The sequence below is a fragment of the Glutamicibacter sp. AGC84 genome (assembly GCF_053543575.1).
Map to the genome: position 1 here is coordinate 108,357 of NZ_JBLVOC010000006.1, position 25,221 is coordinate 133,577.

Sequence of the window (25,221 nt, forward strand, 5' to 3'; positions counted from 1 at the left end):
ACGGAACGTCCCGTGACCGGCTGAGCTTTCTCGTTATCAGTGGCTGGCTACTGGTTCCAGGAGCGCAGAACCATATGGCGTCCACGTCCCAGCAGCTTCAGGCCGTTCGCACTGAAGAAATCGGCACTTGACGGAGTCGCTGCTGCCAATAGCTCCTGAGGTACCTCATCGTCTGGCGGCGACAGCGGATTGATCATTGATCGCGACAGGCCATGAAGCAAGGCAGTGCCAACGCCATGGCGGCGATGTTCCTTGCCTACGGCCAAGGAATGCACCATGAGCTGGCCGTTCAGGCCCTGCTGGGCAAAGCCCCGGCCCACGATCTCTCCCTCGTCGGTACGAGCCAAGGCATGCTCGACGCGGCGCAATGCCGGATGCCCGCTGGAGAGCTGGGTGCTGGTCTCGCGCCAAAGGTTCGTCACGTTCAGCTCGGCCGCATCAGCTCCCGTGGCCTCAGGCACGTTATTGCCCAAGCGGATCTTGCCGGTCCAACGATCCATTGGAATGGCCAATGGGCCAGCATGCCAGGAAACCTGGGCATTATCGGAGAAACCGGTCGCCCTGAGCTCATCTGCGTGGGCGCCTGAGTTAACCCAAGCTTCCACGCGCCGGGCGCCGAGCCGATGGCCTTCGGCTAGCGCCGGACGCAGGCCCGCCTGTTCTGGCTGTTCGGGGAACAGCAGGATCAGCCGCTTGCGTACTGGCTGCCATGCCCATGAGCATCCGTGGGTGGTAAAGATCTTGCCGCCGGTGGCGACTGCAAGTGCCTGATGCCAGTGGCTTAGTGCTTCCTGTGCGGAGGCAATAGTGGTCATTATTCTGCGTTCACCAATCCTCGACGGCGCAACAACGGTTCAACCAATGCGGTGCGGCCGCGGAATAATTCGTAGGACTCAAGGGGATCGCGCGTATTGCCGCGCGAAAGCAGTTCCTCACGGAACCGATTACCATTTTCGCGCATTAAGCCCCCATTTTCCTCGAACCACTGCACAGTGTCGGCATCGAGCACCTCACTCCAGATGTAGGAGTAATAGCCAGCGGAGTATCCATTGGCGAAAATGTGCTGGAAATAACCGGTGCGGTAGCGAGGCGGAATCATTGCGGAGTCGAAGCCGGCGCCCTGAAGCACGTCCTGCTCGAACTGCAGCGGATCCTCGATAACAGTCCCGGCGCTGATGGTGTGCCAGGCCCAGTCGAGGACACTTGCGGCAAGGTACTCAGTGGTTGCAAAACCCTGGCCCCATAGCGAAGCCGCGCGGATCTTCTCGATCAGCGCGTCGTCCAATACTTCGCCGCTCTGGTGGTGGATAGCATAGCCGGATACGACATCCTCGTGGAGCATCCACATCTCGTTGACCTGCGATGGGAACTCCACGAAATCGCGGGGGACCGAGGTGCCAGAAAGCGAAGCGTACTTTCCGCTGGAGAACATCCCGTGCAGCGCATGGCCGAACTCGTGGAACAGCGTATTTGCCTCATCCATGGACAGCAGAACCGGATCACCCGGCGCAGGCGGGGTGATGTTCAAGGTGTTGGTGACGATTGGCAGCTCATCCAGGAACGAAGCGGCATCGCGCAGGCTGGTCATCCATGCACCGCCCTTCTTGGTATCCCTGGTCAGGTAGTCGCCTGTGTAGAGCGCCAGCGGCTTGCCATCGGCGTCGAAAACTTCGAAGACGCGAACATCCTGGTGGTAGGCGGGAAGGTCGAACCGCTCGCTGAAGGTAATGCCAAACAGCTTGGTAGCGGTCGCGAAGACGCCATCGACCAGGACCCGGTCTAATTCGAAGTAGTTGCGCAGTGCCTCGGAATCCACCGAGTACTCCTCACGCAAGACCTGGTTGGAGAAGTATTTCCAATCCCACGCGTTGATTTCGGCACCGGCGATCTTGCCCAGCACCTCGGCTTCCTGGCGAGCATTTGCGGTGGCGGCCTTGGTTAGCTCGGCCAGTCGTTCTTCCACCGCAGCGGTGGAAGGCGCAGTGGCCTGGGCGAGCACGGTTTCTGCATGGTTGGCGAATCCGAGCAGAGCGGCGCGCTCAGCGCGAAGCTGTGCCATTTCTGCGGCCACATGAATGGTCGCGTTTTCCTCGGTGCCACGGCTGATCGAGGCATTGAACACCTTGCGGCGGGACTGGCTTGACGCGAGCGATTCCAGGACCGGTTGCTGGGTAGGAGAAACCAGCGTCAGCAAGTATCCCGATGCATGGCCTGCTTGCTTGGCGGCTTGCGCAGCGGACTCGATCGCTTGGCTGGAAAGACCTGCGAGTTCCTCATCATCGTCGAAGTGCACAGCGTGGGCATTCTGATTTTCCAGGACGAGGTCAGCGAACTGCGTGGAAAGCTCAGCGAGTTTGGCGTTCAGTGCTTTCAACTGGTCCTTTTCGACGTCGCCCAAGCCTGCGCCGGCCAACTGGAAATTCTTCAGCGTTTGCTCGGCTAGACGGGCATCTTCACCCTGGAGACCCTCATAACTAAAAGCTTGTAGACGCAAGTACAAGGTTTGGTTTAGGTAAATCTCATCTTCTTGCCTAGTCCAGATCGAAGAAATCTCCGACTGAATCGCCCGCAGATCTTCGGTGCCGTGGGCGGAAATCACTGAGAAATACGTCATGAGCGCACGGCGCAGGGTCTGCCCGCTGGCTTCCAGCGCCAAGAAAGTGTTCTCAAAAGTGGGAGCCTGGGCATCGTCGATGATGCGCTGCAGCTCCTCACGCTGTTCGGCTGCGCCGAGCCGGACTGCCTCCAGGTAATGCTCAGCGGTGAGCTGGTCGAAGGCTGGCCATTGGTAGGGCCTGGTACTGGGAGTCAGAAGCGGGTTTTGCATAGGCCTAGGTTTTCATGGCAAACGTGATTCAGCTTGCATTTACACCCCAGATGCCCAGCTGAGCTAGGCTCGATGCATGCCCCAACGTGCACTGCCTGCATTTCTTCCGCTGAGCTCAACGCTGCTGGCCGCATTGCTGATTGGCGGTTGCTCTGCAGTCCCAAGCGATCACGCAGAACCAGCAACCCCGCAGCCTTCCGTCCAGGCCAGCGTTCCTGCCTCGCCGGAACCGGCTCCGAGTTCAGCCATAGCGGATGCCTCGGCCGCACCTTCGGCGCCCGAAGAGCTATCGCTGATGGTTACCGGCGATGTACTGCTGCATCCGCAGCTATTGGATGAAGCGAAGCAAGCGGCTGGAGCGGAAACGGGCAACGGCGGCGACTACGATTTCAGCCCCTTGCTTGCGGGCCTGGCACCCTATGTCCAGGACGCAGATGTGGCGCTATGCAATCTGGAAACACCGATTGGTGTCCCTCCGTATTCGGGGTATCCGCGGTTCACGGTCCCAGATCGAATCCTGGCCGACCTCGGCGCTATTGGCTACGACGGATGCACCACTGCCACCAATCACACGGTAGATGCCGGGACGGCCGGAGTAGAGCGAACGCTGGACGCTCTGGAAGCGAATGGGCTTTTCGCGACCGGCTCCTACCGCAGTGAAAAAGAATCCGAGAAGCCATCGATCCTGGACATGGAAGGCGTGAAGCTCGGTGTAGTAACCAGCACCTATTCGCTCAATGGCTTGCCGGAAGAAGCTGACTGGCAAGTCGATACCGGGGTGGATGCGCAGCAACTGATCGCCAGGGGCAAGGCAACGCGCAAGGCGGGAGCGGACATCGTCGTGGCTGCCGTGCACGATGGGGCTGAATACAGCACCGAACCGACAGCGTCCCAGAAAAGGCTCGGTCGAGCCTTGGCAGAGTCCGGTGTCTTCGATTTCATCTACATGCACCACACCCACTCGGTATTGCCCATTGAGAAGCACGACGGAACCTGGATCGTCTACGGTTTGGGCAATTCCGTGGCAAAACACGCCACACCAACCATTCTCAACCGCGAAGGCATCAGCGTAAAGGCAACGTTTACCCAGGGAGCGCCCGGCGAATGGGATGTCAGCGAATTGCGGTGGGTACCGCACCAGCTCTCAAATGAACCTGTGGCCTGGTGCCAAGTCTTCGATGCTGCTGGATGCATACGGGAAGATGAAGCAAAAGCCTCCTTGAAGCGCAGCGAGGCCACAGTGAATGCCTATGGCGCATTCGACGACGGACTTCGAGAGTGGACGCTGGACTGACCTAGCGCAATGGCCAAGGTGCCCACACGCGGCTTGAGGGAAGAATTGCGCGTGCTCTGGCTAGCCGTGCCGGCGATATGTCTTCGAGGCCGCGGGACTGCTCGCCGAATCCTGTCCGGTCAACGTCGAAACAGTGCACGAGGCGGTCCATGCCTCGATCCAGGAACTCGCCGAATCCTCCGGACGCGGCGGCACTCACCTGGATCTCGAGTTCCTCAAGGATTTCTGGGACAACTTCGTCGCATCCATCGCAGCCGCACGGCGGAAATGTCGCGCGGTACAACGCGCCGAGCTCCAGGTGCACCGCGGGAAACGTGGTGAAGACCATGCCCAGTGGCGCGCAGCGCGAATCCATCGGAAATACGCGAACAGAGCGCACCACATGGCCCGGTTGAATCCGCATTTGCCTGGCCAGCCCGGGATCTTCGAAGCAACGCACCTCGAACTGCTCGCGCAGGCAATCCAGCAACGCCTGGGCTACCTGCGGCACCGGGGCAAAGCGTTGCACATGGGAGGTCAGCGAATAGCTCTCCGCTGGAGGCTGCTCATCCCAGCGCTGGCCATAGGGGATCAGCGCACCGTGCTCGTCGAAGTAATCCGCCACTTCGATATCTGGGCGCTGGTAGCCGTGAAGCATGTTCGGGTTCTCCGTTTCTGCCGCATGCAGGTATTGCGGGAATTCAGTGCCCGAACTCATCCGAATCGGTGAAGGGGCCAGCACCGGTATCCATGGCATTGATGGCGGCCATTTCCGCCTGGGTGAGCTGGAAGTCGAAAATGTCCAGGTTCTCGCTCTGCCGCCGCTGGTCTGCCGATTTCGGTGCCGCTGCCCGCCCGGACTGGACATGCCAGCGCAAGGTCACCTGCGCGCTGCTCTTCCCATGCGCTTGGGCGATCCGGACCAGGGCAGGATGTGAAAGGAGTCCAGATTTCTTGCGTCCCAGCGGGGAATAGGATTCGGTCCGAACGCCATGCTCGGTGTTGAAACCTTGCCAATCGACGCTTTGCCGTTCAGGATCAACCTGGATCTGGTTCAGCGCCGGCACGAGCCCCGAATCCAGGACGTTCTGCAGCTGGTAGGGCTTGAAGTTCGAGACTCCCGCAGCCCGGATCTTGCCCTCGTCTACTAGTTTGCCCAGCTCAGTGAAGGCTTCGACATAGGTGTTCTGCTGGGGGTTGGGCCAGTGGATCAAGAACAGATCCACATACTCAAGACCCAAGCGGTCCAAGGAGTTCTCCAACGCCTGGCGCACGCCTTGGGTCGAATGCCATTGCTTGTTGAATTTGGTGGTTACGAAAATTTCATCGCGATGAAGCCGGCTCTGTGCCAGGGCCTTGCCCACGGCGTCCTCATTCTCGTAGTTCTCCGCTGTATCAATGCGGCGGTAGCCCACGTCGAGGGCGGACAGCACCGCTGCGGCCGCCTCGTGTCCACGCATGGGCCACGTGCCCAAACCGATCGAGGGCATGCTCACGCCGCCGGCAAGTTCGAGGGAAGAAATATCAGCAATCATGTCCTTGAACCTACCAAGTTCCACCACTTGCCGGGAGGCGGCGTCGAAGAATCCGCGACACACCGGGAAACAAAACAGGACCACGGCGTCTCTGGGTTTAACGTTATTTCGGCGCATTTTTCGTGCTGCCAACCACTGAACACCATGAAGGTTAGAACCATGCCGAAAATAGGCGTCCTCGCTCTGCAAGGGGATTTCCGCGAACATCTGGCCTCTTTGGAACGGCTCGGGCAGCGCACGCACATGGTGCGCACCGTCGTCGATTTGGAGCAGGTTGACGCGCTGGTGATTCCCGGCGGCGAGTCCTCGGTGATTGACCGGCTGTCCCGCAACTACGGGCTAGCTGGTCCCATCAAGGAGCGCATCGCAGCAGGCATGCCAGCCTACGGCTCCTGCGCCGGAATGATCATGCTGGCCGATCGCATCGAGAACCCTGCAATCTCGCGAGATGGCGCGGTACAGCAAAGCTTCGGCGGCATCGACATGACGGTCAAGCGCAACGCGTTCGGGCGCCAGATCGACTCATTCGAGCACCAGCTGGACTTCAACGGGCAAAATCTCGAAGCGGTGTTCATCCGCGCACCGGAAGCCGTGCAAATTGGCCCGGACGTGCAAGTGATCAGCACCGTTCAAGCGGGGACGGATCACGAACAGGGTAGAATTGTTGCAGTACGCCAGGGAAAATTGTTGGCAACCAGCTTTCACCCGGAAGTCACCGGCAGCACCGCTATCCACCAATTTTTCATCAATCTCACGCGAGGAGACGCTTAAAGCATGTCAGGCCACTCCAAATGGGCAACTACCAAGCACAAGAAGGCCGCGATCGACGCCAAGCGCGCCAAGGCCTTCGCAAAATTCATCAAGGGCATTGAAGTTGCCGCCCGTGCCGGCGGCGCCGACATGGCCGGCAACCCGGCACTGGAACTTGCAGTCAGCAAGGCCAAGAAGAACTCCGTGCCGATCAACAACATCGACCGCGCCGTCAAGCGCGGCGCTGGCCTGACCGGCGAGGTCGTCGACTACACCGAGATCATCTATGAAGCACGCGGCCCGCAGGGCTCGGCCCTGCTGATCGAGTGCCTGACCGACAACAAGAACCGTGCGGCCTCCGAGGTCCGCGTGGGCATCACCCGCAACGGCGGCACCATCGCCGACCCGGGTTCGGTCGCCTACCTGTTCAACCGCCAGGGCGTTGTCCGCCTGCCCAAGGGCGAGCTGACCGAAGACGACCTGCTGATGGTCGTGCTGGACGCCGGTGCCGACGAGATCATGGACGAGGACGAGAACTTCGCCATCGTCTGCGACCCTTCGGACCTGCGCGCTGTGGCCGCTGCGCTGGATGAAGCGGACATCGCCTACGAGTCCGACGAAATGGAATTCATTCCATCGATGAAGGTCGACCTGGACGTTGATGGAGCTCGCAAGTTCCTCAAGCTCTACGACGCGCTGGAAGAACTGGATGATGTCCAGGGCATCTACACCAACGCTGATCTGTCCGACGAGGTTCGCGCCGCGCTGGACGAAGAGCAGTAAGGCTTGGCCTTACGTGTTGTTGGCGTCGATCCCGGCCTGACCCGTTGCGGTCTTGCCGTGGTCGACGTCGCTGCAAACAGGCAAGTTTCGCTGGTGGACGTCACCGTCGCCGGCACCCCTCCGGGCACTCCGCTCGATGCCCGGCTCTTGAAGATCGCCAACGCCATCGACGAATGGCTGGATCTGCATCAGCCCGATGTGCTCGCCTTGGAACGCGTGTTCGCTTCGGCGAACGTCTCCACGGTCATCGGCACCGCGCAGGTCACCGGTGTTGTCATCACCGCGGCAGCGCGACGCGGAATACCCGTGGCCCTGCACACGCCGACCGAGGTCAAGGCGGCGGTTACCGGTTCGGGACAGGCCACCAAGGCGGCGATCGGCAAGATGGTTGCCAAGATCTGCCGGCTCGATGAACCGCCTAAGCCTGCCGACGCCGCTGATGCGGTGGCTTTGGCGATTACCCACGGTTGGCGCGGTGCGGCCACCGGCTCGAATGCCTCGGCCTCCGCGGCTAATGCCGGTGGTTCGTCGCAGCTGACCGGTGCGCAGCAGGCGTGGATTGCCGCCGAGGCGTCGGCCAAGCGCCGCGCAGTGCGCCGCTAGCCGGCCAGCACGGCAGCGGCCTCGACCCACCGGGGAACGCGGCGGATCGATATTCGTAGGTATCTTCGATAAACTGGGTTCGATCGAACATATATCCCAAGGAGTGGCATGATCAGCTCATTGACCGGCACCGTGCAGGCGGTAGCCCTGAACACCGCGGTAATTGACGTTAACGGCTTCGGGATGCTGGTCAATGCCACCCCCGGGACGCTGTCCACCCTGCAGGCAGGACGCGAGGCTACGGTATTCACCTCCATGGTGGTCCGCGAGGATTCGATGACCCTCTTCGGCTTCGCCACCGCTGAGGAACGCGATGTCTTCGAGGTCCTGGTTTCCGTATCGGGCATCGGGCCACGCACCGGCTTGGCCATCTTGGCGGTGCACTCTCCGGAGGAAGTCCGCATCGCGGCGAACACCAAGGACACCGCCGCTTTCACCAAGGTATCGGGCATTGGCCCCAAGGGCGCGAGCCGCATCGTGCTGGAACTGAACGGCAAGCTGATCCCGACTGGCGCGCCAGCGGCCCCGGTTTCCGGCGGCGGCAACGCGAGCGTCTGGGAACCGCAGGTGATCGAGGCGCTGACCGGCCTGGGCTGGAGCGAAAAGGATGCAACCAGCACCCTGAAATCGCTGTCCAAGGCTGATCCAGATGTCGTTGCCACCGGCAACGTCGCAGAAATCTTGCGTGCTGCACTGCGCAGCATGTCCAGCGGAACCCGCGCCTAAGCGGTCTGCGAGAGGATCAACTGATCATGAATGACTCCACCGGGCTCACGAATGCCGGCAGCGAACCCGAGGAACGGGTAATCGAAGCGGCCCTGCGCCCGCGGAACCTCGACGACTTCGTGGGCCAGTCCCGAGTGCGCCAGCAGCTCTCGCTGGTGCTCGAAGCAGCGAAAATCCGCGAACGCACCGCGGATCACGTTCTGCTCTCTGGCCCGCCGGGCCTGGGCAAGACCACCTTGTCGATGATTATCGCCGCCGAGATGAATGCGCCATTGCGCATTTCCTCCGGCCCAGCGATCCAGCATGCCGGTGACTTGGCCGCGATCCTCTCGTCGTTGACCGAAGGCGAGGTGCTGTTCCTCGATGAAATCCACCGCATGTCCCGGCCGGCCGAGGAAATGCTCTACATGGCCATGGAAGACTTCCGCGTAGATATCATCGTCGGAAAGGGCGCCGGCGCCACGGCCATTCCGCTGGAGCTTCCGCCCTTCACTCTCGTTGGCGCAACCACGCGCGCCGGACTATTGCCCGGCCCGTTGCGTGACCGCTTCGGCTTCACTGGCCATCTGGAGTTCTACGCGGTCAAGGAGCTTGAACTGGTTTTGCGCCGTTCGGCCATGATGCTTGATTTGAGCGTCACTTCGGCCGCGTTCACCGAGATCGCCGGACGCTCACGCGGCACGCCCCGTATCGCCAACCGCCTGCTGCGCCGCGTGCGTGACTGGGCGCTGGTGCATAAGCTCGAAGAGATCGATGCCAAAGCGGCCGCCGCCGCCTTGGACATGTACGAGGTCGATGCACGTGGCCTTGATCGCCTGGACCGGGGTGTGCTCGAAGCCTTGTGCACCAAATTCGGAGGGGGACCGGTGGGGCTATCGACCCTGGCCATCGCCGTGGGTGAAGAAACCGAAACCGTCGAGACTGTCGCAGAGCCATACCTGGTGCGTGAAGGGCTGATGGGCCGGACTCCGCGCGGTCGTATTGCCATGCCCGGAGCCTGGGCGCATTTGGGCTTGGCGATGCCAAAGGATGCGATCTTCGCCAGTGCGCAAAGCTATGAAAACGATGAGGATTAGGCAAGCATTACTTCACTGCCCGCGTAAATGGTCTGCCGGTTCACCGTGACGCATTAGACTAAAGACGCCCGACCTATGCCCGTTTCGGGGCGAGGTGGGGCGTCTTTGCTGTATTACGCCAGAAATAGCCGCAACAGCATCCCAGAACTTCAGATCAAATCGCAACAATTCGTTAGCAGGTAAATACGTGAATCCCCTCGTAATCGCTCAGGCCGCTGGTGGCGGCTTCAACCCTTCGCTGATCCTGATGGTCGCGCTGTTCGCAGTGCTGATCTTCATGATGTTCCGTGGCCGCAAGAAGCAGTCCGCCCAGCAGGAGAAGCTGAAGAACAACACCGTGCCAGGCGCCAAGGTGATGACCAACTCGGGTATCTTCGGCACCGTCGTCGGCGTTGACGCAGAGGATCGTGTCCAGGTCGAGGTCGCACCGGGCGTAGTGCTGAACCTGCACCGCCAGGCCATTGCCACCTTCCTGGACAAGGATGCAGCAACCCCGGCCGTGGCCGACGGCGCAGCAGAATCCGCCAGCACCACCGAAACCCCGGAAGAGTCCCTGCGTCGCCTGAACGATGAGGGCAAGGACGAGCGCAACGCCTAAGTCCCGGGCAGCATAGCGGTGGCCTGAAGGCCAAGCCACTCAAACGAGAAAGCACATTAGATGTCATCAATCAGACCTGTTAAGCAGGCGCGCAAGGCGTTGCTGTGGTTGCTGATCGTCTTCATCATCGCAGCCGGCGTGTTGGTGGGTGGTGCAGCGAACGGTAAAACCGGATGGGGACCGAAGCTGGCCCTCGACCTCGAAGGCGGCACCGAGATGATCCTGGCCCCTCGGGTCCAGGGCGACGAAGCGATCAACCAAGAGCAGCTGGACCAAGCGGTGGAGATCATCCGCCAGCGTGTGGACGGTTCCGGTGTAACCGAATCGGAAATCACCACCCAGTCCGGTCGCAACGTTGTGGTCTCGATGCCGGGCACCCCGGACCAGACCACTCGCGATTTGATCCAGGCTTCGGCCAACATGGAGTTCCGCCCGGTGCTGATCACCGGCGGCTACGCAGCCACCCCTGAGGAAGATCGCACTCCCAAGGAAGACCTGCCAAAGCCTGAGGGCAAGCCAGAGAACCCATCGGACACCAACTGGATCACCGCAGAGCTCTTCCAGGAGTTTGAAGGCTACGACTGCGAAACCGAGCTCAAGGACCGCGGCGGGGACGCTGCGGACCCAGCCAAGCCAATGATCTCCTGCGATACGGACATGGGCGTCAAGTACATCCTTGGCCCACAGGAAATCTCCGGCGACAAGATCAAGGACGCATACGCGCAGCTCGCTCGCGGCGTCAATGGTTCGGTCACCGGCGAATGGGTTGTCGTGATCGAGTTCAATGCCGAAGGCACCAAGATCTTCGCCGACACCACGCAGCGTCTGATTGCCCTGCAGGGTTCGCAGAACCAGTTCGCGATCGTGCTTGATGGCGAGACCATCTCGGCGCCAACCACCAATGCGGTGATCTCCGATGGCCGTCCGCAGATTTCCGGCGGGTTCACCCAGGACACCTCGCAGGCGCTGGCGGAGCAGCTGAAGTACGGCGCACTGCCAATCAGCTTCGACATCCAGTCAGAGCGCCAGGTTTCTGCAACGCTGGGTGCTGACCAGCTGACCGCGGGCCTCATTGCCGGTGTTATCGGCCTGGTCCTGGTATTCATCTACTCGCTGTTCCAGTACCGCGCTCTGGGCTTGGTGACCATCGCTTCGCTGCTCGTCGCCGGTGTGCTGACCTACCTCTGCCTGGTCCTGCTTGGCTGGGGCATGAACTACCGCCTGTCGCTGGCGGGCGTGGCTGGCTTGATCGTGGCCATCGGCCTGATTGCGGACTCGTTCATCGTGTACTTCGAGCGTGTTCGAGATGAGTTGCGCGAAGGCCGGCCATTGGCAAGCGCCGTGGATATCGGCTGGAAGCGTGCCAAGCGCACCATTCTGGCTTCCAAGGCCGTGAACGTGTTGGCTGCAGTAGTGCTCTACATCGTTGCCGTGGGCAACGTGCGAGGCTTCGCCTTCACCCTGGGCCTGACCGCAATCGTTGACCTCGTGGTCGTGTACGGACTGACCCATCCAACCCTGGTCCTGCTGGCACGCACCAAGTTCTTCGCCAACGGCCACCCGCTCTCGGGCATGGATCCATCGTTGCTTGGCGTCAAGCCGCTGTACCAAGGTGCAGGCAAGGTTCGCCGCTTCGATGAAAACGTTGAGGCAAACCGCGGCAAGAAGAATGCCAAGGCTTCGGTTGAAGCCGCCAAGCGCATGACAATTGCCGAGCGCCGCCGTGCACAGGCCGAGCAGCCTGCCAGCCCGCAGGCCAAGGCCCAGGAGGAGAACAATGAATAAGCTAGTCACTTGGGGCAACGAGCTCTACACCGGCAAGCGTTCCTACCCGTTCACCTCCAAGCACCGCTTGTGGTTCCTGATCGCCGGTATTCTGGTGATCCTGTCAATCCTGGTTCCAGTGGTCAAGGGCGGATTCAACCTGGGCATCGACTTCCGCGGTGGTTCTGAATTCACCGTTTCGGATGTGCAGGAAACCGATATCTCCATTGGCGAAAAGGCTGTTGCCTCGGTGGCTTCGGGAGCTGCGGCAACGGTCACCAACATTGCGCCGGGCACCATGCGCGTGCAGACCGAGCGCTTGAGCGATGACCAGACCTTGGCCATCGCCGGCCAGCTCGCGGAGAACTACGGTGTCTCCAGCGATGAAGTTACCAGTAACTTCATCGGCCCTACCTGGGGCGAAGACGTTTCGCGCCAGGCGCTGGTTGGCCTGGTTGCCTTCGTGGTCCTGGTGGGCTTGCTGATGGCTGCCTACTTCCGAACCTGGAAGATGTCACTGGCCGCGATTGCCGGTCTGATCGCCGTGGTCATCGTCACTGCGGGCATCTACTCGCTGTCAGGTTTCGAAATCACGCCCAGCGCGATCATCGGCTTCCTGACCATTCTGAGCTACTCGCTGTATGACACCGTGGTGGTCTTCGACAAGGTCCGCGAAAACACCAAGGACTACACCCAGCAGTCCAAGCGCACCTTCGAGCAGCTGGTGAACCTCGCTGTGAACCAGACCCTGGTTCGCTCGATCAACACCTCGGTCGTTGCCGTGCTTCCAGTGGCCGCGATCCTGTTCATCGGTTCCTACCTGCTGGGTGCCGGTACGCTCAAGGACCTGTCCTTGGCGCTGTTCGTCGGTATCATCGTCTCGGCCCTGTCGACCTTGTTCGTCCAGGCGCCCATGTTCCATTGGCTCCGCCACAAGGACGACGACGTGGTAGCGCACAATCAGAAGATGGCTGCTGCCTAAGCCGATCCGAAGATCTGAATTTGGTGCTCCCAGCATTTGCTGGGGGCACCATTTCGCTTAAGCGGGAAGATGCGTAATTAGTTGTCACCGCGCGAACGTGCTATAACGTTTGAACTAAAGAAGGTGTTTTTTCAGTGCACGGCCGCCAGTGATCTGGTGGCCCGGAACTACCGTTGGATTCCGTCGGGCTTCACGCAGGCTCGGGAAAGAATCCAACGGCAACGGGAAGGAGCGGGGCATGGCGAATACGCCTAACCTGAACAATTCGAAACGACGCTCTATCTCTCGTTTGGTGCGCTTTGCTGGCCGGGGGAGCACCCCGAGCACATCGCCGACCCTTGAACCGCTATTGCGTACGGTCAAGTCCAAGCATCCGAAGGCGGATCTGGACCTGCTGGTCCACGCCTACGAGGTCGCCGAAAAGTACCATGAAGGCCAGAAGCGCAAGAGCGGCGACCCGTACATAACGCACCCGGTCGCCGTCGCCACGATCCTGGCGGAGATGGGGATGACCGGCTCGATTCTTGCCGCCGCCTTGCTGCACGACACCGTTGAAGACACCGACTACTCCCTGGAGTCCGTTAAGAAGGAATTCTCCGAGGAAATCGCCATGTTGGTCGATGGCGTGACCAAGCTGGACAAGGTCACCTATGGCGACGCGGCCCCGGCAGAGACCGTGCGCAAAATGGTCGTGGCCATGTCCCGCGACATCCGCGTGCTGCTGATCAAGCTGGCCGACCGCCTGCATAATGCCCGTACCTGGCGCTACGTGTCCCCGGAATCTTCCTCGCGCAAGGCGAAGGAAACTCTGGAGATCTTCGCACCGCTGGCGCACCGTCTGGGCATGAACACCGTCAAGTGGGAGCTGGAGGACCTGTCCTTCGCTGCCTTGCACCCCAAGGTGTACCAGGAGATCGTCCGCATGGTGGGCGATCGCACTCCGGAACGTGAAAAGTACCTCTCCTCGATCCGCCAGACCCTTTCGGGCGATCTCGGCGATGTAGCCATCCATGCCTCGGTGTCCGGCCGGCCAAAGCACTACTACTCGATCTACCAGAAGATGATCGTGCGCGGCAAGGACTTCGATGATATCCATGACCTCATGGGCGTGCGCATCCTGGTGGATACCGTCAAGGACTGCTACGGCGCCCTGGGCGTCGTGCACGCAGAGTGGAATCCACTGCCTAACCGCTTCAAGGACTACATTGCGATCCCGAAGCTGAACCTCTACCAGTCGCTGCACACCACGGTGATGGGTCCTGAAGGCAAGCCGGTAGAGATCCAGATCCGCACCCACGATATGCACGTACGCGCCGAATACGGTGTAGCAGCGCACTTCCAGTACAAGCATGGGCAGACCGATAACTCCATGCTTTCGCCGGAGCAGAATATGGATTGGCTGCGTTCCTTGATGGAGTGGCAGGCGGATACCGCCGACTCCGAAGAGTTCCTGGACGGCCTTCGCTACACGATCAGCTCCGCTGAAGTCTATGTGTTCACCCCCAAGGGCGACATCATGTCCTTGCCGGTTGGTGCCACACCGGTGGATTTCGCCTACTCGATCCACACCGACGTCGGCCACCGCACCATCGGCTCCCGCGTCAATGGCAAGCTCGTCCCATTGCATACCGAGCTCAAGCAGGGCGATGTGGTGGAGGTCTTCACCTCGAAGGCCGAAGGCGCTGGCCCATCCCAGGATTGGCAGAACTTTGTCCGCTCGCCTCGTGCCAAGGCAAAGATCCGCGGTTACTTCTCCAAGGAACGCCGCGAAGAGGCCATCGAAAAGGGCAAGGAGCTGCTGACCAAGGAACTGCGTCGCAACCAGCTGCCATTGCAGAAATTGATGACTCACGACCTGCTCACGGCGGTAGCCAACGAACTGCACCACACGGACATTTCGGCCCTGTACCAGTCCGTGGGCGACGGCCATACCAGTGCACAGAACGTCATTGAGCATTTAACGGCCCTGATTGGCCCTCCAGAAGCCGAACAGGTCGATGAGGAAGCGGTAGTCCGCCCAATGGCTCCCAGCCCGGCTACGGGCAACGACGCCGGCGTGATCGTCGAGGGCCTGGGGGATGTGCTGGTGAAGCTGGCGCGTTGCTGCACCCCGGTGCCGCCAGATGAAATCCAGGGTTTCGTAACCCGTGGCGCCGGAGTCTCGGTGCACCGCACCGACTGCCTGAATCTGACGCAGCTCGCCGAGCAGCCGGATCGACTGGTCAATGTCACGTGGGCCACCAAGCACCATGGCGTGTTCCTGGTGGAGATCCAGGTCGAAGCATTGGACCGCAAGTCGCTGCTCTCCGACGTCACCCGGATCCTCTCCGAAAGCCACTTGAACATCCTTTCGGCCAGCGTGCAGACAAGCAAGGACCGTGTGGCAATTTCCCGTTTCTCCTTCGAAATGGGCGATCCCAAGTTCCTGAGCCACGTGCTGAACCAAGTACGCCGCATCGATGGCGTCTACGATGTCTACCGCACCACCGCAGGGTCCCGCCGCTAATTGCGCGCTGCACCCCGCGGTCCAGCCTAGGCCGCTTGCGCCGTATCGGAGAAGGACTGGACCAGGCGCAGGGCCCGGGAGCGCTCGGGTGAGGGAACCTCCGGTGCCAGGGCGTGTTTGATGGCGTCCAAAGTCAGGTAGGGATCTGCAAGGGCCGCGACTGTGCCCAGCACGCGGCTGGCAATGGGCAAAGGATCGTATTTCGCGCAGTCGCAGGCGCTGCGCAATGCGGTGGTCACCCTGATGCGGCTGCGGAACACCATGTCCGTGTCCGGCACCTGCATTTGGGCGAATTCGGCTCTCAGCCCGTGCCCGGGGTAGAACGGCCGATGGTAGCTCTTGGCGTAGATGCACAATGTGGACACTGACGGCAAGAGCCCATGGATCCAGGCTGCAGTTTGGCGAGCTAGCACCGCATCGCGGGCCAGCTCGCGGCCACAGGCGAAACCTGCAATCCGTGCCCGCACCGACGCGTTGACTCGGATGCTGCTGGGCAAAAAATAATCACCGAGGACCTCGAGCAGCAGGCCGTTGTGGGCCATGGCGTGCAGCTCGTTGCGGGTGAACATCTCACCAGCGATCCACAGGTCCCCGGGAATGCGCAACGCGGCGGCGCGAGGTCCGGTAGCTGGGGAATTTCTCGTTTCCATAGAGCTACTGAACCAGTTCGCGCCGCCGCGTTGGCGGTGTGCAAGCGATCTGTGGATTACTTACTGGAAGTCGGCAGCCGACTTCTCCAAGGTGCTCAGCCACATGCGGCGTGCATCCAGGGCTTCCTGGGCTGTCGCGATCTGCTTGGCGTTACCCTTGGCCTGTGCTGCTGCCAGATCATCTTCCAAGGCGGAGATGGTGTCCTGCAGCTGCGAGAGCATCGAGTTGGAGCGGGCCTTGGTCTCCGGGTTAGAACGGCGCCACTGCTCGTCCTCGGCACCCTTGACCGCGTCCTCGACCTGGCGCAGGGCCGATTCAATGCGCTGCAGGTCGTTGCGCGGCACCTTGCCGGCAGCTTCCCAACGGGTGCGGATCGAATCCAGCTTGTTCTTGGCAACAGCCAGATCCTTGATGGGAAGCAGCGCGCGCGCTTCTTCCAGCAGGGCTTCCTTCACCACGAGGTTCTGGGAGTACTCTTCATCGATCTTGGCGTTGGCCGCGGCGCGGGCCTGGAAGAAGACATCCTGGGCGGCGCGGAAGCGGCTCCAGAGCTGGTCGTCGTCCTTGCGCGAAGCACGGCGCGACTTCTTCCACTCGTCCATGAGCTTGCGGTATTCGGCGGCGGTAGCGGTCCAGTCGGTGGACCCCTGCAGCACCTCGGCGCGGGCGATCAGCTCTTCCTTCACTTCCTTGGCGGCCGCGTTGGTCGAATCCAGCTGCGAGAAGTAGGCCCGGCGATGGCGGTCGAAGGTGGTGCGGGCGGAGCGGAATCGCTTCCACAGCGCATCTTCGGTGGACCGTGGCAGGCGCACCGAGGAACGCTGCGAACCCTTCCAGGCGTCGAACAGCTCGTTCATCGCCGCCGAAGCGGTCTTCCACTGGATCTGCTCCGGGCGCTTGCCGGCCAGCTCTTCAGCCTGTTCGACGATGGCTTCGCGGGCAGCGAGCTGTTCCGCGCGAGCCTCGTCGTTGGCCTTGCGCTGTTCGCTGGTCAATGCCTCGACGGCCACGCGGGCATTCTCGAGGCGCGTTTCCAGCGCCGGGATGTCGCCGACCATATGGCGTTCGGCAACGGTGGCCGAGAGCGCCTGCACAGCCTTGCTGAGCTCGCCGGCCGGGGCCTTGGCAACGACGCGCTGCTCCAGGAGCATCAGCTGCGAGAGCGCGTCGTCGTATTTGCGCACGAAGTAGCCCAGGGCTTCGTCCTGCGTTGCGTCGGGGTATTGGCCCACTGGGAATTCGGCGCCGTCAATGATCACGAAGACGTGGCCGTCCTCGGTCACACGGGCGAACTTTGCCGCTTCGTCGAGGGGAGTGGTATGTGCGACGCTTGGCGCTACAACCGGCTTTGCGGCAGGCTTCTGGGCCTGTGGCAATGGGGTCTTCTGGCTGTCGTCGGATTGCTGACTGGTGGTCACCGCTGAAACTCTTTCACTTTACGAGCACTTGCTTTAGCCAACTCTACCTGTGACCTCCGCTTCTTAGTAAGCCGACGTGCACAGGTTTCTCGGGTTTCGGGCTATAAGATGGGTAGGTAGCCCAATTTGCACTAAGGAGTTTCATGGCACGCAAGGCCTCACTATCAGGTTTCCCGGAATGGCTTCCCGCCGAACGGGCAGTTGAACAGCATGTGCTCGATACCTTGCGCCACGTCTTCGAACTGCATGGATTCGCCAACATCGAGACCCGTGCGGTGGAAACCCGCGCGCAACTTCTGCGCAAGGGCGAAATCGACAAGGAAGTCTACGGACTGTCGCGGCTGGCCGCGGAGGATGAGAAGAACGATCCCAACGCGTTGGCCCTGCACTTCGACCTCACCGTGCCTTTCGCACGCTACGTGGTGGAGAACGCAGGCCACCTGGCCTTCCCCTTCCGCCGCTACCAGATGCAAAAGGTCTGGCGTGGCGAACGCCCGCAGGATGGCCGCTTCCGCGAATTCACCCAGGCCGACATCGATGTCGTGGGCGATGGCACCTTGCCCTTCAGCTACGACGTGGAGCTGGCGCTGACCATTGCCGACGCGCTGTCCGCCCTGCCGATCGGCGATTTCCGCCTGCGGGTGAATAACCGCAAGCTGGCCGAGGGCTTCTACCGCGGCCTGGGCCTGGAAGATCCGGATGCGGTCCTGCGCGCCATCGACAAGCTGGAAAAGATCGGCGATGATGCCGTCGCCAAGATCCTGGTTGAAGAAGTCGGCGCCACCGCGCAGCAGGCCGCCGCCGCCCTGGCCCTGGCCAAGATCCGCACCATGGACACGTCCTTCGTGGAAGAGGTCCGCGCACTGGGCGTGAGCCACGAACTGCTGGATACCGGCTTGGACGAGCTCTCGCAGGTCATCGATGCCGCATCCAAGCGCGCACCGGGCAAGGTCATGGCCGATTTGTCCATCGCCCGCGGGCTGGACTACTACACCGGCACCGTGTACGAAACCGTGCTGGTGGGCCACGAATCCCTAGGTTCGATCTGCTCGGGCGGGCGCTACGAATCGCTGGCCTCCAAGGGCAAGAAGAACTACCCGGGTGTGGGCTTGTCCATCGGCGTCACCCGCCTGGTCTCGCGCATCCTTGCCGAAGAGTCCGTGACCGCAAGCCGTTCGGTGCCTTCGGTGGTATATGTCACCTTGGCCAACGACGAGTCCTGGCACGAAGCGCAGGACGTAGCCTCGCAGCTGCGTGAGCGCGGCATCGCCTGCGAGGTAGCAGCCAGCGCTGAGAAGTTCGGCAAGCAGATCAAATTCGCTGATCGACGCGGGATTCCGTTCGTCTGGTTCACCCATGCCGATGGCGCCCACGAGGTCAAGGACATCCGTTCCGGCGAGCAGGTCCCCGCGGATCCGTCCACCTGGATGCCGGCCGAAGCGGACCTGAAGATCGCCATCAGCTAGTTCTCGGGCATCATCGCCCGCCCGCGCACCAATCACGGTGCACTAAACTTCATGGGAAGAAACTTTCCCAACCGACCGAAAGGATCGTAGTGCTACGCACTCATCAGCTGGGCGTCTTGAACGCCGAGCACATTGGACAGCAGGTCACACTCACCGGTTGGGTCGCGCGTCGCCGCGACCACGGTGGTGTCGCCTTCCTGGATTTGCGTGATGCTTCGGGCGTGGCCCAGGTCGTCGTGCGCGATGAAGAGGACTTCCATCCGCTGCGCAATGAGTTCGTGCTGCAGATTCTCGGCACCGTCGAGCGCCGCCCAGAGGGCAACGAGAACCCGAACCTGCCTACCGGGCAGATCGAGGTCATCGCTGAGACCGTGACCGTGCTGAACACCGCGGCCCCGCTGCCATTCCAGGTCGACGAGCACGTCGAGGTCGGCGAGGAAGCGCGCCTGCGCCACCGCTACCTGGACCTGCGCCGCCCGACCCCGGCCCGCAACATCCGCCTGCGCTCCGAGGCCAACCGCGTGGCACGCAACCTGCTGCACGACCAGGGCTACATCGAGATCGAAACCCCGACGCTGACCCGCTCCACCCCGGAAGGAGCCCGCGACTTCGTCGTGCCGGCCCGCCTGACCCCGGGCAGCTGGTACGCCTTGCCCCAGTCCCCGCAGCTGTTCAAGCAGCTGCTGCAGGTCGGCGGCTTCGAGAAGTACTACCAGATCGCCCGCTGCTACCGCGATGAGGACTTCCGCGCGGACCGCCAGCCGGAGTTCACCCAGCTGGACATCGAAGCATCGTTCGTCGAGGAAGATGACATCATCGAGCTCGGCGAAAAGCTGGTCACCGAACTGTGGAACCTGATCGACGTGCAGGTCCCGACCCCGATCCGCCGCATGGCGTACTCGGAGGCCATGGCCAAGTACGGTTCGGACAAGCCGGATCTGCGCTTCGGCCTGGAACTGACCGAAATGACCGAGTACTTCGCGAAGACCTCCTTCAAGGTCTTCCAGTCCGAGTACGTCGGCGCCGTGGTCATGCCTGGCGGCGCATCGCAGCCGCGCCGCACCCTGGATGCCTGGCAGGAATTCGCCAAGCAGCGCGGTGCCAAGGGCCTTGCCTACGTGCTGATCAAGGAAGATGGCGAGCTGGCTGGCCCAGTGGCCAAGAACCTGTCCGAGGAAGAGAAGGCCGGACTGGCCGCAGCTACCGGCGCAGCCGCCGGAGACTGCATCTTCTTCTCCGCCGGCAAGAAGAACGAATCCCGCGCACTGCTCGGTTCGGTCCGTGTCGAGATCGGCCACCGCACCGGTTTGATCAAGGAAGGCGATTGGGCCTTCGTCTGGATCGTCGACGCACCGATGTTCGAAGCTGCCTCTGACGCTGTCGCCTCGGGCGACGTAGCCGTGGGCGCTGGCGCTTGGACCGCTGTGCATCACGCGTTCACCAGCCCCAAGCCGGAGTTCATGGACACCTTCGACACTGATCCTGCATCGGCCCTGTCCTACGCCTACGACATTGTCTGCAACGGCAACGAAATCGGCGGCGGTTCGATCCGTATCCACCAGCGCGACGTCCAGGAACGCGTCTTCAAGCTCATGGGCGTAACCCAGGAGCAGGCTGACACCCAGTTCGGCTTCCTGCTCGAGGGCTTCAAGTACGGCGCCCCACCGCATGGCGGCATCGCCCTGGGTTGGGACCGCGTGCTGCAGCTGCTGACCAACTCGGAGTCCATCCGCGACGTCATCGCCTTCCCGAAGACCGGTGGCGGTTTCGATCCGCTGACCGCGGCTCCTGCGCCAATCACCCCGCAGCAGCGCAAGGAAGCCGGCATCGACTTCAAGCCTGAGAAGAAGAAGGCCGAAGAGACCGAAGCCAAGGCCGAAGCCAAGTAGGCTTCTCCAGGCTTACGAAGCAGGATGAAACGTTTACGCGTTTCATCCTGCTTCTTTTTAACCTGGCATTAGCTCTTTTAGTGGACTATGAGTATTTTTAATACTAGGTTGGTTTTTGACTTAGTTTACAGAACCAGTTCCCACGACCACTTTGGAGCGATACGTGCCAGCAGAAGAACCACACGATATCATCGAACGTTACCCAGAAGCGGACCAGGAATGGGCTAAAACCTTTTTCGCTTCAATGGTGTGGAACGACCTCACGAATGCGCAGGTGGCGCTCGAACTGGAGCGCACCCTGAGCATGGTTCACGATAGCGGGCAGCGGGCCGAGGAACTCTTCGGCCATTCGGGCGAATATGGTGCGACACGGGCTCAATGTCTATTGACGCCAGAGCAGCGCGCGGACGCGGAACTTCCCGTCGAATCAAGTACTGCGCTTTTGTCGGTTGTTGGGATGCTTGTTGGCCTGCTGTGCACTGGATTTGGAATCTGGATCGGGTTCCGCGATGGGTGGACCTCGAGTTCGTGGCACTACTGGCAGCTTTCTGCTCTAACTGCCGGGGCAGGGATCGCACTATCGGGATACCTGTGGTGGTTTAACCGATTGAAGGGGAAATTCGGCCTGTCCTGGATACTGGGACCGGTAGGTATCCTCGTGTCGGTTGGAGCTGCCGCTCTAATCGCGCAGATAGGAGGAAGCAATAATCTGCTGCCCCTGCCAAATTGGTTAGCTCCAATTCTTGGCGCAGGGCTGGTGGTTGCTTGCTTCTATCTGATGCCTGCCTATAAAGCGCAGAAAGCCGCTGGCGGGCAACAAATCCTTCTCGGCACCGAAGAGTGGTTCGCGGAAACCACCAGACTACTGCGCGGACGCTACGGCATGAGTCACAAGGAAGCCAACGAGTCGCTGAGTACTGCGCGAGAACATCTCGATGATGCGGCGACCCGAGGCGAAAAAGTTGACCCAAACGTTGAATTCGGAACGCCCAATGAATTCGTGATTGGGCTGGCAGTGAACACCGAAAAGGCGCTCAAGCGTCGTTGGCTTCTACGCCGCATGGCCCCCTTGACCGTAGTCGCTTTATTCGCGGTCGGCGCGGTCGCTGGCCTGATGGATCCAGCGCGAAATGGCGGGGATATTTTCTTTGGGGTCGCAGTGCTGGTGTTTGCCGCGGTGAGCGTTTACGAGCTGCGTCCGGCTGACCGCAAGGCCTACGTCCAAGAGAAGCTCAAGGAACGAGCAGCCCATGCCCGGGCACTGCAGGAGCGCGACGATGACTAAGCCCGAAGGCTTTCCGGGTAGCTGGCAACGCGCCATGTTGCCGATGCTCTTACTCGCCGAACTCTCGGCTGGCCCGGCCCACGGTTATGCACTGGCGAAATCCCTGCAGGAACGTGGGTTTGGCCCGCTGAAGGGAGCCACGCTCTACCCCGCATTGGCCAAGCTGGAAGCCGCGGGTCTCGTGGAAACCCGTTGGGAAGAAGGCCAAGGCGGCCCGGGCCGGAAGGTCTACGAACTCTCCGCCACCGGCCAGGTAGAACTAGCCGAGCAACGAGCCAGCTTCGAACAATTGACCCAACTGGTGCAGAACACCGGCCACTAGGGGAGGTCTGCCGAGTCTACGATCATCGTGAACGGCCCGGTATTGGTCAGCGAGACATTCATCATCGCGCCAAATACACCGGTCTGAACGCTCGCACCCAAATCGCGCAGGTACTCCACGAAGTACTCGTACAGCGGTTCGCTGAGAGGACCGGGTGCCGCATTGGACCAGGATGGGCGGCGGCCCTTGCGCACCGAACCGTACAGGGTGAACTGGCTGATCACTAGCAGTGGTGCATTCACCCCGGCGGCGGAGGTTTCATCCTCCATGATCCGCAGCTGCCAGATCTTTTCGGCCACCTTGCGTGCGATCGCCTGATCATCCTCATGGGTCACCCCAAGTAGGATCACCAAACCGGGGGAGTCGAGCTGGCCGGTAATCTGCCCTTCAACCTCAACATGGGCGGTGGAAGCGACCTGGACGACAGCGCGCATATGGCGAACCTTTCAAAAGACGGTGGGGCTTCCAGAATATCGGTAGGCTTAGGGGGTGAGCGATTTGTTCGATTCCCTGTCCGATGAGCCACGCGATGCGCGTGAGCCCCAAGTCAACCGGCCCCGTCCGCCACTGGCGGTGCGCATGCGCCCGAAGACCTTGGATGAGCTCGTCGGCCAACAACACCTGCTAGGCCCGGGTTCACCCTTGCGGCAGCTGGCCGAAAACCCTGAAACCGGGTTGGCTGGACCTGCCAGTGTGATCCTCTATGGCCCTCCGGGAATTGGCAAAACCACCATCGCCCACGTGATCGCCCGCGCCACCGACCGCAAATTCGTGGAACTTTCGGCCATCACCGCCGGTGTCAAAGATGTCCGGCGAGTCATCGAACAGGCCAAGGATGACCGCGATCTGCGCGGGATTACCACCGTGCTCTTCCTCGATGAGATCCACCGCTTCAACAAGGCCCAGCAGGACGCACTGCTGCCCGGCGTGGAAAACCGTGTCGTCGTCCTGGTAGCTGCGACGACGGAAAATCCCTCCTTCTCGGTGATCTCGCCGCTGCTTTCGCGCTCTTTGCTGCTGACCTTGCGTCCGCTGACCGACGGCGACCTGTCCACCTTGCTCGAGCGCGCTGTGGCCGACGAGCGGGGTTTCGACGGCCAGGTGCTCCTCAAGGAGGAGCAGCGCGACGCCATTGTCCGCCTGGCCCAGGGTGATGCCCGACGCTCGCTGACCGTGCTGGAAGCAGCCGGCGCGGTGGCTTGGAACGCCGCGGGCGCCGGCATCGATCCACCGGTGCTGATTACGGACGACCATGTGCAGCTGGCCATGGACCAGGCGGTCCAGCGCTACGACAAGGATGGCGACCAGCACTACGACATCATCTCCGCGTTCATCAAGTCCGTCCGCGGTTCGGATGTGGACGCGGCCCTGCACTACCTGGCGCGAATGCTCTCTGCGGGGGAGGACCCCCGGTTCATTGCCCGCCGCCTGATGATCTCGGCCTCGGAGGATATCGGCATGGCCGATCCCACCGCACTTCCCGTTGCCGTAGCAGCCGCCCAATCGGTGCAGCTCACCGGCATGCCGGAAGCACGGATCATGCTCGGGCAGGCAACGGTTCATCTGGCTACGGCCCCGAAGTCCAACGCCTCGTACAATGCGATCAACGCCGCCCTAGCCGACGTATCCGAAGGCAAGGGATCGCTGGTTCCCGACCACCTGCGTGACGCGCACTATCCCGGCGCCAAGCAGCTGGGCCATGGCGTGGGCTACATCTACGCCCATGATGCTCCGCACTCCATCGCAACCCAGCAGTACCTGCCCGATGATCTGGTGGGCACCGACTACTACACGCCGACCAATAACGGTGCGGAAAAAACCATAGGGTCCCGCCTGTCCCGTTTGCGTGAAATCATCCGGGGCAAGGATCCGCAGCGCTCCAAGGGCAAGCGCTGATTGTGCGCTAGGCCTCAGAGAAAGCTGCTGCCGTTTCGTGTAAACTTGATCTTTGGCTGGCAAGCCTTGTCCCGCATTCGAGTCATCGAGCGTGGAGGCAGGGTTGAAGTGAAGCAGGGACGCGACGCCCACACACTCTCCCACCTGGAGGCCAGTAGATACCGTCGCTAATCGAAAGGGACACATTATGGCTAACGCCCGTGCCCGCCGCACCGTACGCCTTTCGCGTGCGCTCGGCCTTGCATTGACTCCAAAAGCTGAAAAGTACATGGAGCGCCGTCCATACGGTCCAGGCCAACACGGCCGCGCCCGTAAGAAGCAGGACAGCGACTACGCAGTACGTCTGCGCGAAAAGCAGCGTTTGCGTGCCCAGTACGGCATCCGCGAAGCTCAGATGCTGAGCGCCTTCAAGGAAGCTAAGCGCCTCGGCGGCGAAACCGGCGGTAACCTGCTGGCTCTGCTCGAGTCCCGTCTGGATGCCCTGGTTCTGCGTGCAGGCTTCGCCCGAACCATCCAGCAGGCACGCCAGATGGTTGTTCACCGCCACATCCTGGTCAACGGCCAGCGTGTAGACCGTCCGTCTTTCAAGGTACAGCCGGGTCAGCTGATCCACGTACACGAGAAGAGCGAGAAGATGGTTCCATTCCAGATGGCTGCAGCAGGTGAGCACTCGAAGGTGCTGCCAGCCGCTCCTGCTTACCTGGACGTAAAGCTGGAAGCCCTCCAGGCTACCTTCGTGCGCACCCCAGAGCGCACCGAAATCCCAGTGACCTGCGAAGAGAACCTCGTGGTCGAGTACTACGCACGCTAAAACTAGAACCCTTATGAAATAAGGGATCCAGCTTAGCTGTAGCGGTTTTGTGGCGGGCTA

The 25,221-nt window shown here is 61.4% G+C and carries 23 protein-coding genes; 16 read left to right on the plus strand and 7 right to left on the minus strand.

Annotated features, from left to right (window positions below):
* Positions 1 to 47 precede the first annotated feature (47 nt).
* Positions 48 to 815 carry a GNAT family N-acetyltransferase gene (locus ACNPN0_RS04445; RefSeq protein WP_105661377.1) on the minus strand — a complete coding sequence of 256 codons (768 nt, stop codon included), beginning with the start codon at positions 813 to 815 and terminating at the stop codon, positions 48 to 50.
* A complete protein-coding gene (locus tag ACNPN0_RS04450) occupies positions 815 to 2,827 on the minus strand; it encodes a M3 family metallopeptidase (protein ID WP_448938787.1) in 2,013 nt (670 codons plus the stop codon). Before ACNPN0_RS04450 ends, ACNPN0_RS04445 begins: the two co-directional genes overlap by 1 nt.
* Before the next feature lie 76 nt (positions 2,828 to 2,903).
* Between ACNPN0_RS04450 and ACNPN0_RS04455 the strand changes: the two genes are divergently transcribed.
* A complete protein-coding gene (locus tag ACNPN0_RS04455) occupies positions 2,904 to 4,121 on the plus strand; it encodes a CapA family protein (protein ID WP_332727545.1) in 1,218 nt (405 codons plus the stop codon).
* 1 nt (position 4,122) lies between these two features.
* On the opposite strand, the gene ACNPN0_RS04460 is transcribed toward ACNPN0_RS04455, so the two are convergent.
* Positions 4,123 to 4,818, minus strand: a complete 696-nt coding sequence (locus ACNPN0_RS04460; RefSeq protein WP_105658272.1) for a DUF6226 family protein — start codon at positions 4,816 to 4,818, stop codon at positions 4,123 to 4,125.
* A complete protein-coding gene (locus ACNPN0_RS04465; protein WP_105658273.1) occupies positions 4,802 to 5,635 on the minus strand; it encodes an aldo/keto reductase in 834 nt (277 codons plus the stop codon). Before ACNPN0_RS04465 ends, ACNPN0_RS04460 begins: the two co-directional genes overlap by 17 nt.
* Before the next feature lie 159 nt (positions 5,636 to 5,794).
* Here ACNPN0_RS04465 and pdxT point away from each other — a divergent pair, with 159 nt between their 5' ends.
* The 9 genes from pdxT to ACNPN0_RS04510 all read left to right on the plus strand — a co-directional run bounded on the left by pdxT (position 5,795) and on the right by ACNPN0_RS04510 (position 15,423).
* Positions 5,795 to 6,406: a pyridoxal 5'-phosphate synthase glutaminase subunit PdxT gene (gene pdxT, locus ACNPN0_RS04470; protein WP_105661372.1), complete on the plus strand. Its 612-nt coding sequence runs from the start codon at positions 5,795 to 5,797 to the stop codon at positions 6,404 to 6,406.
* Between the two features lie 3 nt (positions 6,407 to 6,409).
* Positions 6,410 to 7,168 (plus strand): YebC/PmpR family DNA-binding transcriptional regulator, encoded by a 759-nt coding sequence (locus tag ACNPN0_RS04475; RefSeq protein ID WP_332730704.1) that lies wholly within the window; start codon positions 6,410 to 6,412, stop codon positions 7,166 to 7,168.
* Between the two features lie 3 nt (positions 7,169 to 7,171).
* Complete coding sequence (gene ruvC, locus ACNPN0_RS04480; RefSeq protein WP_105658276.1) at positions 7,172 to 7,771, plus strand: crossover junction endodeoxyribonuclease RuvC; 600 nt, start codon at positions 7,172 to 7,174, stop codon at positions 7,769 to 7,771.
* Between the two features lie 108 nt (positions 7,772 to 7,879).
* Positions 7,880 to 8,497, plus strand: coding sequence for a Holliday junction branch migration protein RuvA (ruvA, locus tag ACNPN0_RS04485; protein WP_105658277.1), 618 nt, complete (start codon positions 7,880 to 7,882; stop codon positions 8,495 to 8,497).
* Between the two features lie 26 nt (positions 8,498 to 8,523).
* Complete coding sequence (gene ruvB / locus ACNPN0_RS04490) at positions 8,524 to 9,573, plus strand: Holliday junction branch migration DNA helicase RuvB (RefSeq protein WP_105658278.1); 1,050 nt, start codon at positions 8,524 to 8,526, stop codon at positions 9,571 to 9,573.
* Between the two features lie 187 nt (positions 9,574 to 9,760).
* Positions 9,761 to 10,171, plus strand: a complete 411-nt coding sequence (gene yajC / locus ACNPN0_RS04495) for a preprotein translocase subunit YajC (RefSeq protein WP_105658279.1) — start codon at positions 9,761 to 9,763, stop codon at positions 10,169 to 10,171.
* A 60-nt stretch (positions 10,172 to 10,231) separates the two neighbouring features.
* On the plus strand, positions 10,232 to 11,956 hold the full coding sequence (secD, locus tag ACNPN0_RS04500; RefSeq protein WP_388022113.1) for a protein translocase subunit SecD: 1,725 nt from the start codon (positions 10,232 to 10,234) through the stop codon (positions 11,954 to 11,956).
* Complete coding sequence (secF, locus tag ACNPN0_RS04505) at positions 11,949 to 12,917, plus strand: protein translocase subunit SecF (RefSeq protein ID WP_448938786.1); 969 nt, start codon at positions 11,949 to 11,951, stop codon at positions 12,915 to 12,917. The genes secD and secF overlap by 8 nt, the downstream gene beginning before the upstream one ends.
* Before the next feature lie 238 nt (positions 12,918 to 13,155).
* Positions 13,156 to 15,423 (plus strand): RelA/SpoT family protein, encoded by a 2,268-nt coding sequence (locus ACNPN0_RS04510; RefSeq protein WP_105658282.1) that lies wholly within the window; start codon positions 13,156 to 13,158, stop codon positions 15,421 to 15,423.
* A gap of 26 nt (positions 15,424 to 15,449) precedes the next feature.
* Here the strand turns inward: ACNPN0_RS04510 and ACNPN0_RS04515 are convergent, their stop codons facing one another.
* Positions 15,450 to 16,073: a hypothetical protein gene (locus ACNPN0_RS04515; RefSeq protein ID WP_448938785.1), complete on the minus strand. Its 624-nt coding sequence runs from the start codon at positions 16,071 to 16,073 to the stop codon at positions 15,450 to 15,452.
* 60 nt (positions 16,074 to 16,133) lie between these two features.
* On the minus strand, positions 16,134 to 17,492 hold the full coding sequence (locus tag ACNPN0_RS04520) for a DUF349 domain-containing protein (protein WP_133833327.1): 1,359 nt from the start codon (positions 17,490 to 17,492) through the stop codon (positions 16,134 to 16,136).
* Positions 17,493 to 17,635: 143 nt separating this feature from the next.
* On the opposite strand from ACNPN0_RS04520, the gene hisS reads away from it, so the two are divergent.
* The 4 genes from hisS (at position 17,636) to ACNPN0_RS04540 (ending at position 22,454) form a co-directional block, all read left to right on the plus strand.
* Complete coding sequence (hisS, locus tag ACNPN0_RS04525; protein ID WP_448938784.1) at positions 17,636 to 18,958, plus strand: histidine--tRNA ligase; 1,323 nt, start codon at positions 17,636 to 17,638, stop codon at positions 18,956 to 18,958.
* Between the two features lie 89 nt (positions 18,959 to 19,047).
* Positions 19,048 to 20,847, plus strand: coding sequence for an aspartate--tRNA ligase (gene aspS, locus ACNPN0_RS04530; protein WP_434690552.1), 1,800 nt, complete (start codon positions 19,048 to 19,050; stop codon positions 20,845 to 20,847).
* Positions 20,848 to 21,010: 163 nt separating this feature from the next.
* Positions 21,011 to 22,132: a hypothetical protein gene (locus ACNPN0_RS04535; protein ID WP_434690551.1), complete on the plus strand. Its 1,122-nt coding sequence runs from the start codon at positions 21,011 to 21,013 to the stop codon at positions 22,130 to 22,132.
* Positions 22,125 to 22,454 (plus strand): helix-turn-helix transcriptional regulator, encoded by a 330-nt coding sequence (locus ACNPN0_RS04540; protein ID WP_434690548.1) that lies wholly within the window; start codon positions 22,125 to 22,127, stop codon positions 22,452 to 22,454. Before ACNPN0_RS04535 ends, ACNPN0_RS04540 begins: the two co-directional genes overlap by 8 nt.
* Here ACNPN0_RS04540 and dtd read toward each other — a convergent pair.
* Positions 22,451 to 22,888 (minus strand): D-aminoacyl-tRNA deacylase, encoded by a 438-nt coding sequence (dtd, locus tag ACNPN0_RS04545; protein ID WP_434690547.1) that lies wholly within the window; start codon positions 22,886 to 22,888, stop codon positions 22,451 to 22,453. The genes ACNPN0_RS04540 and dtd overlap by 4 nt on opposite strands.
* A 55-nt stretch (positions 22,889 to 22,943) precedes the next feature.
* Between dtd and ACNPN0_RS04550 the strand changes: the two genes are divergently transcribed.
* Positions 22,944 to 24,350, plus strand: coding sequence for a replication-associated recombination protein A (locus ACNPN0_RS04550; protein WP_400289235.1), 1,407 nt, complete (start codon positions 22,944 to 22,946; stop codon positions 24,348 to 24,350).
* A gap of 184 nt (positions 24,351 to 24,534) precedes the next feature.
* Positions 24,535 to 25,161 carry a 30S ribosomal protein S4 gene (gene rpsD / locus ACNPN0_RS04555; RefSeq protein WP_105658291.1) on the plus strand — a complete coding sequence of 209 codons (627 nt, stop codon included), beginning with the start codon at positions 24,535 to 24,537 and terminating at the stop codon, positions 25,159 to 25,161.
* Positions 25,162 to 25,221 lie beyond the last annotated feature (60 nt).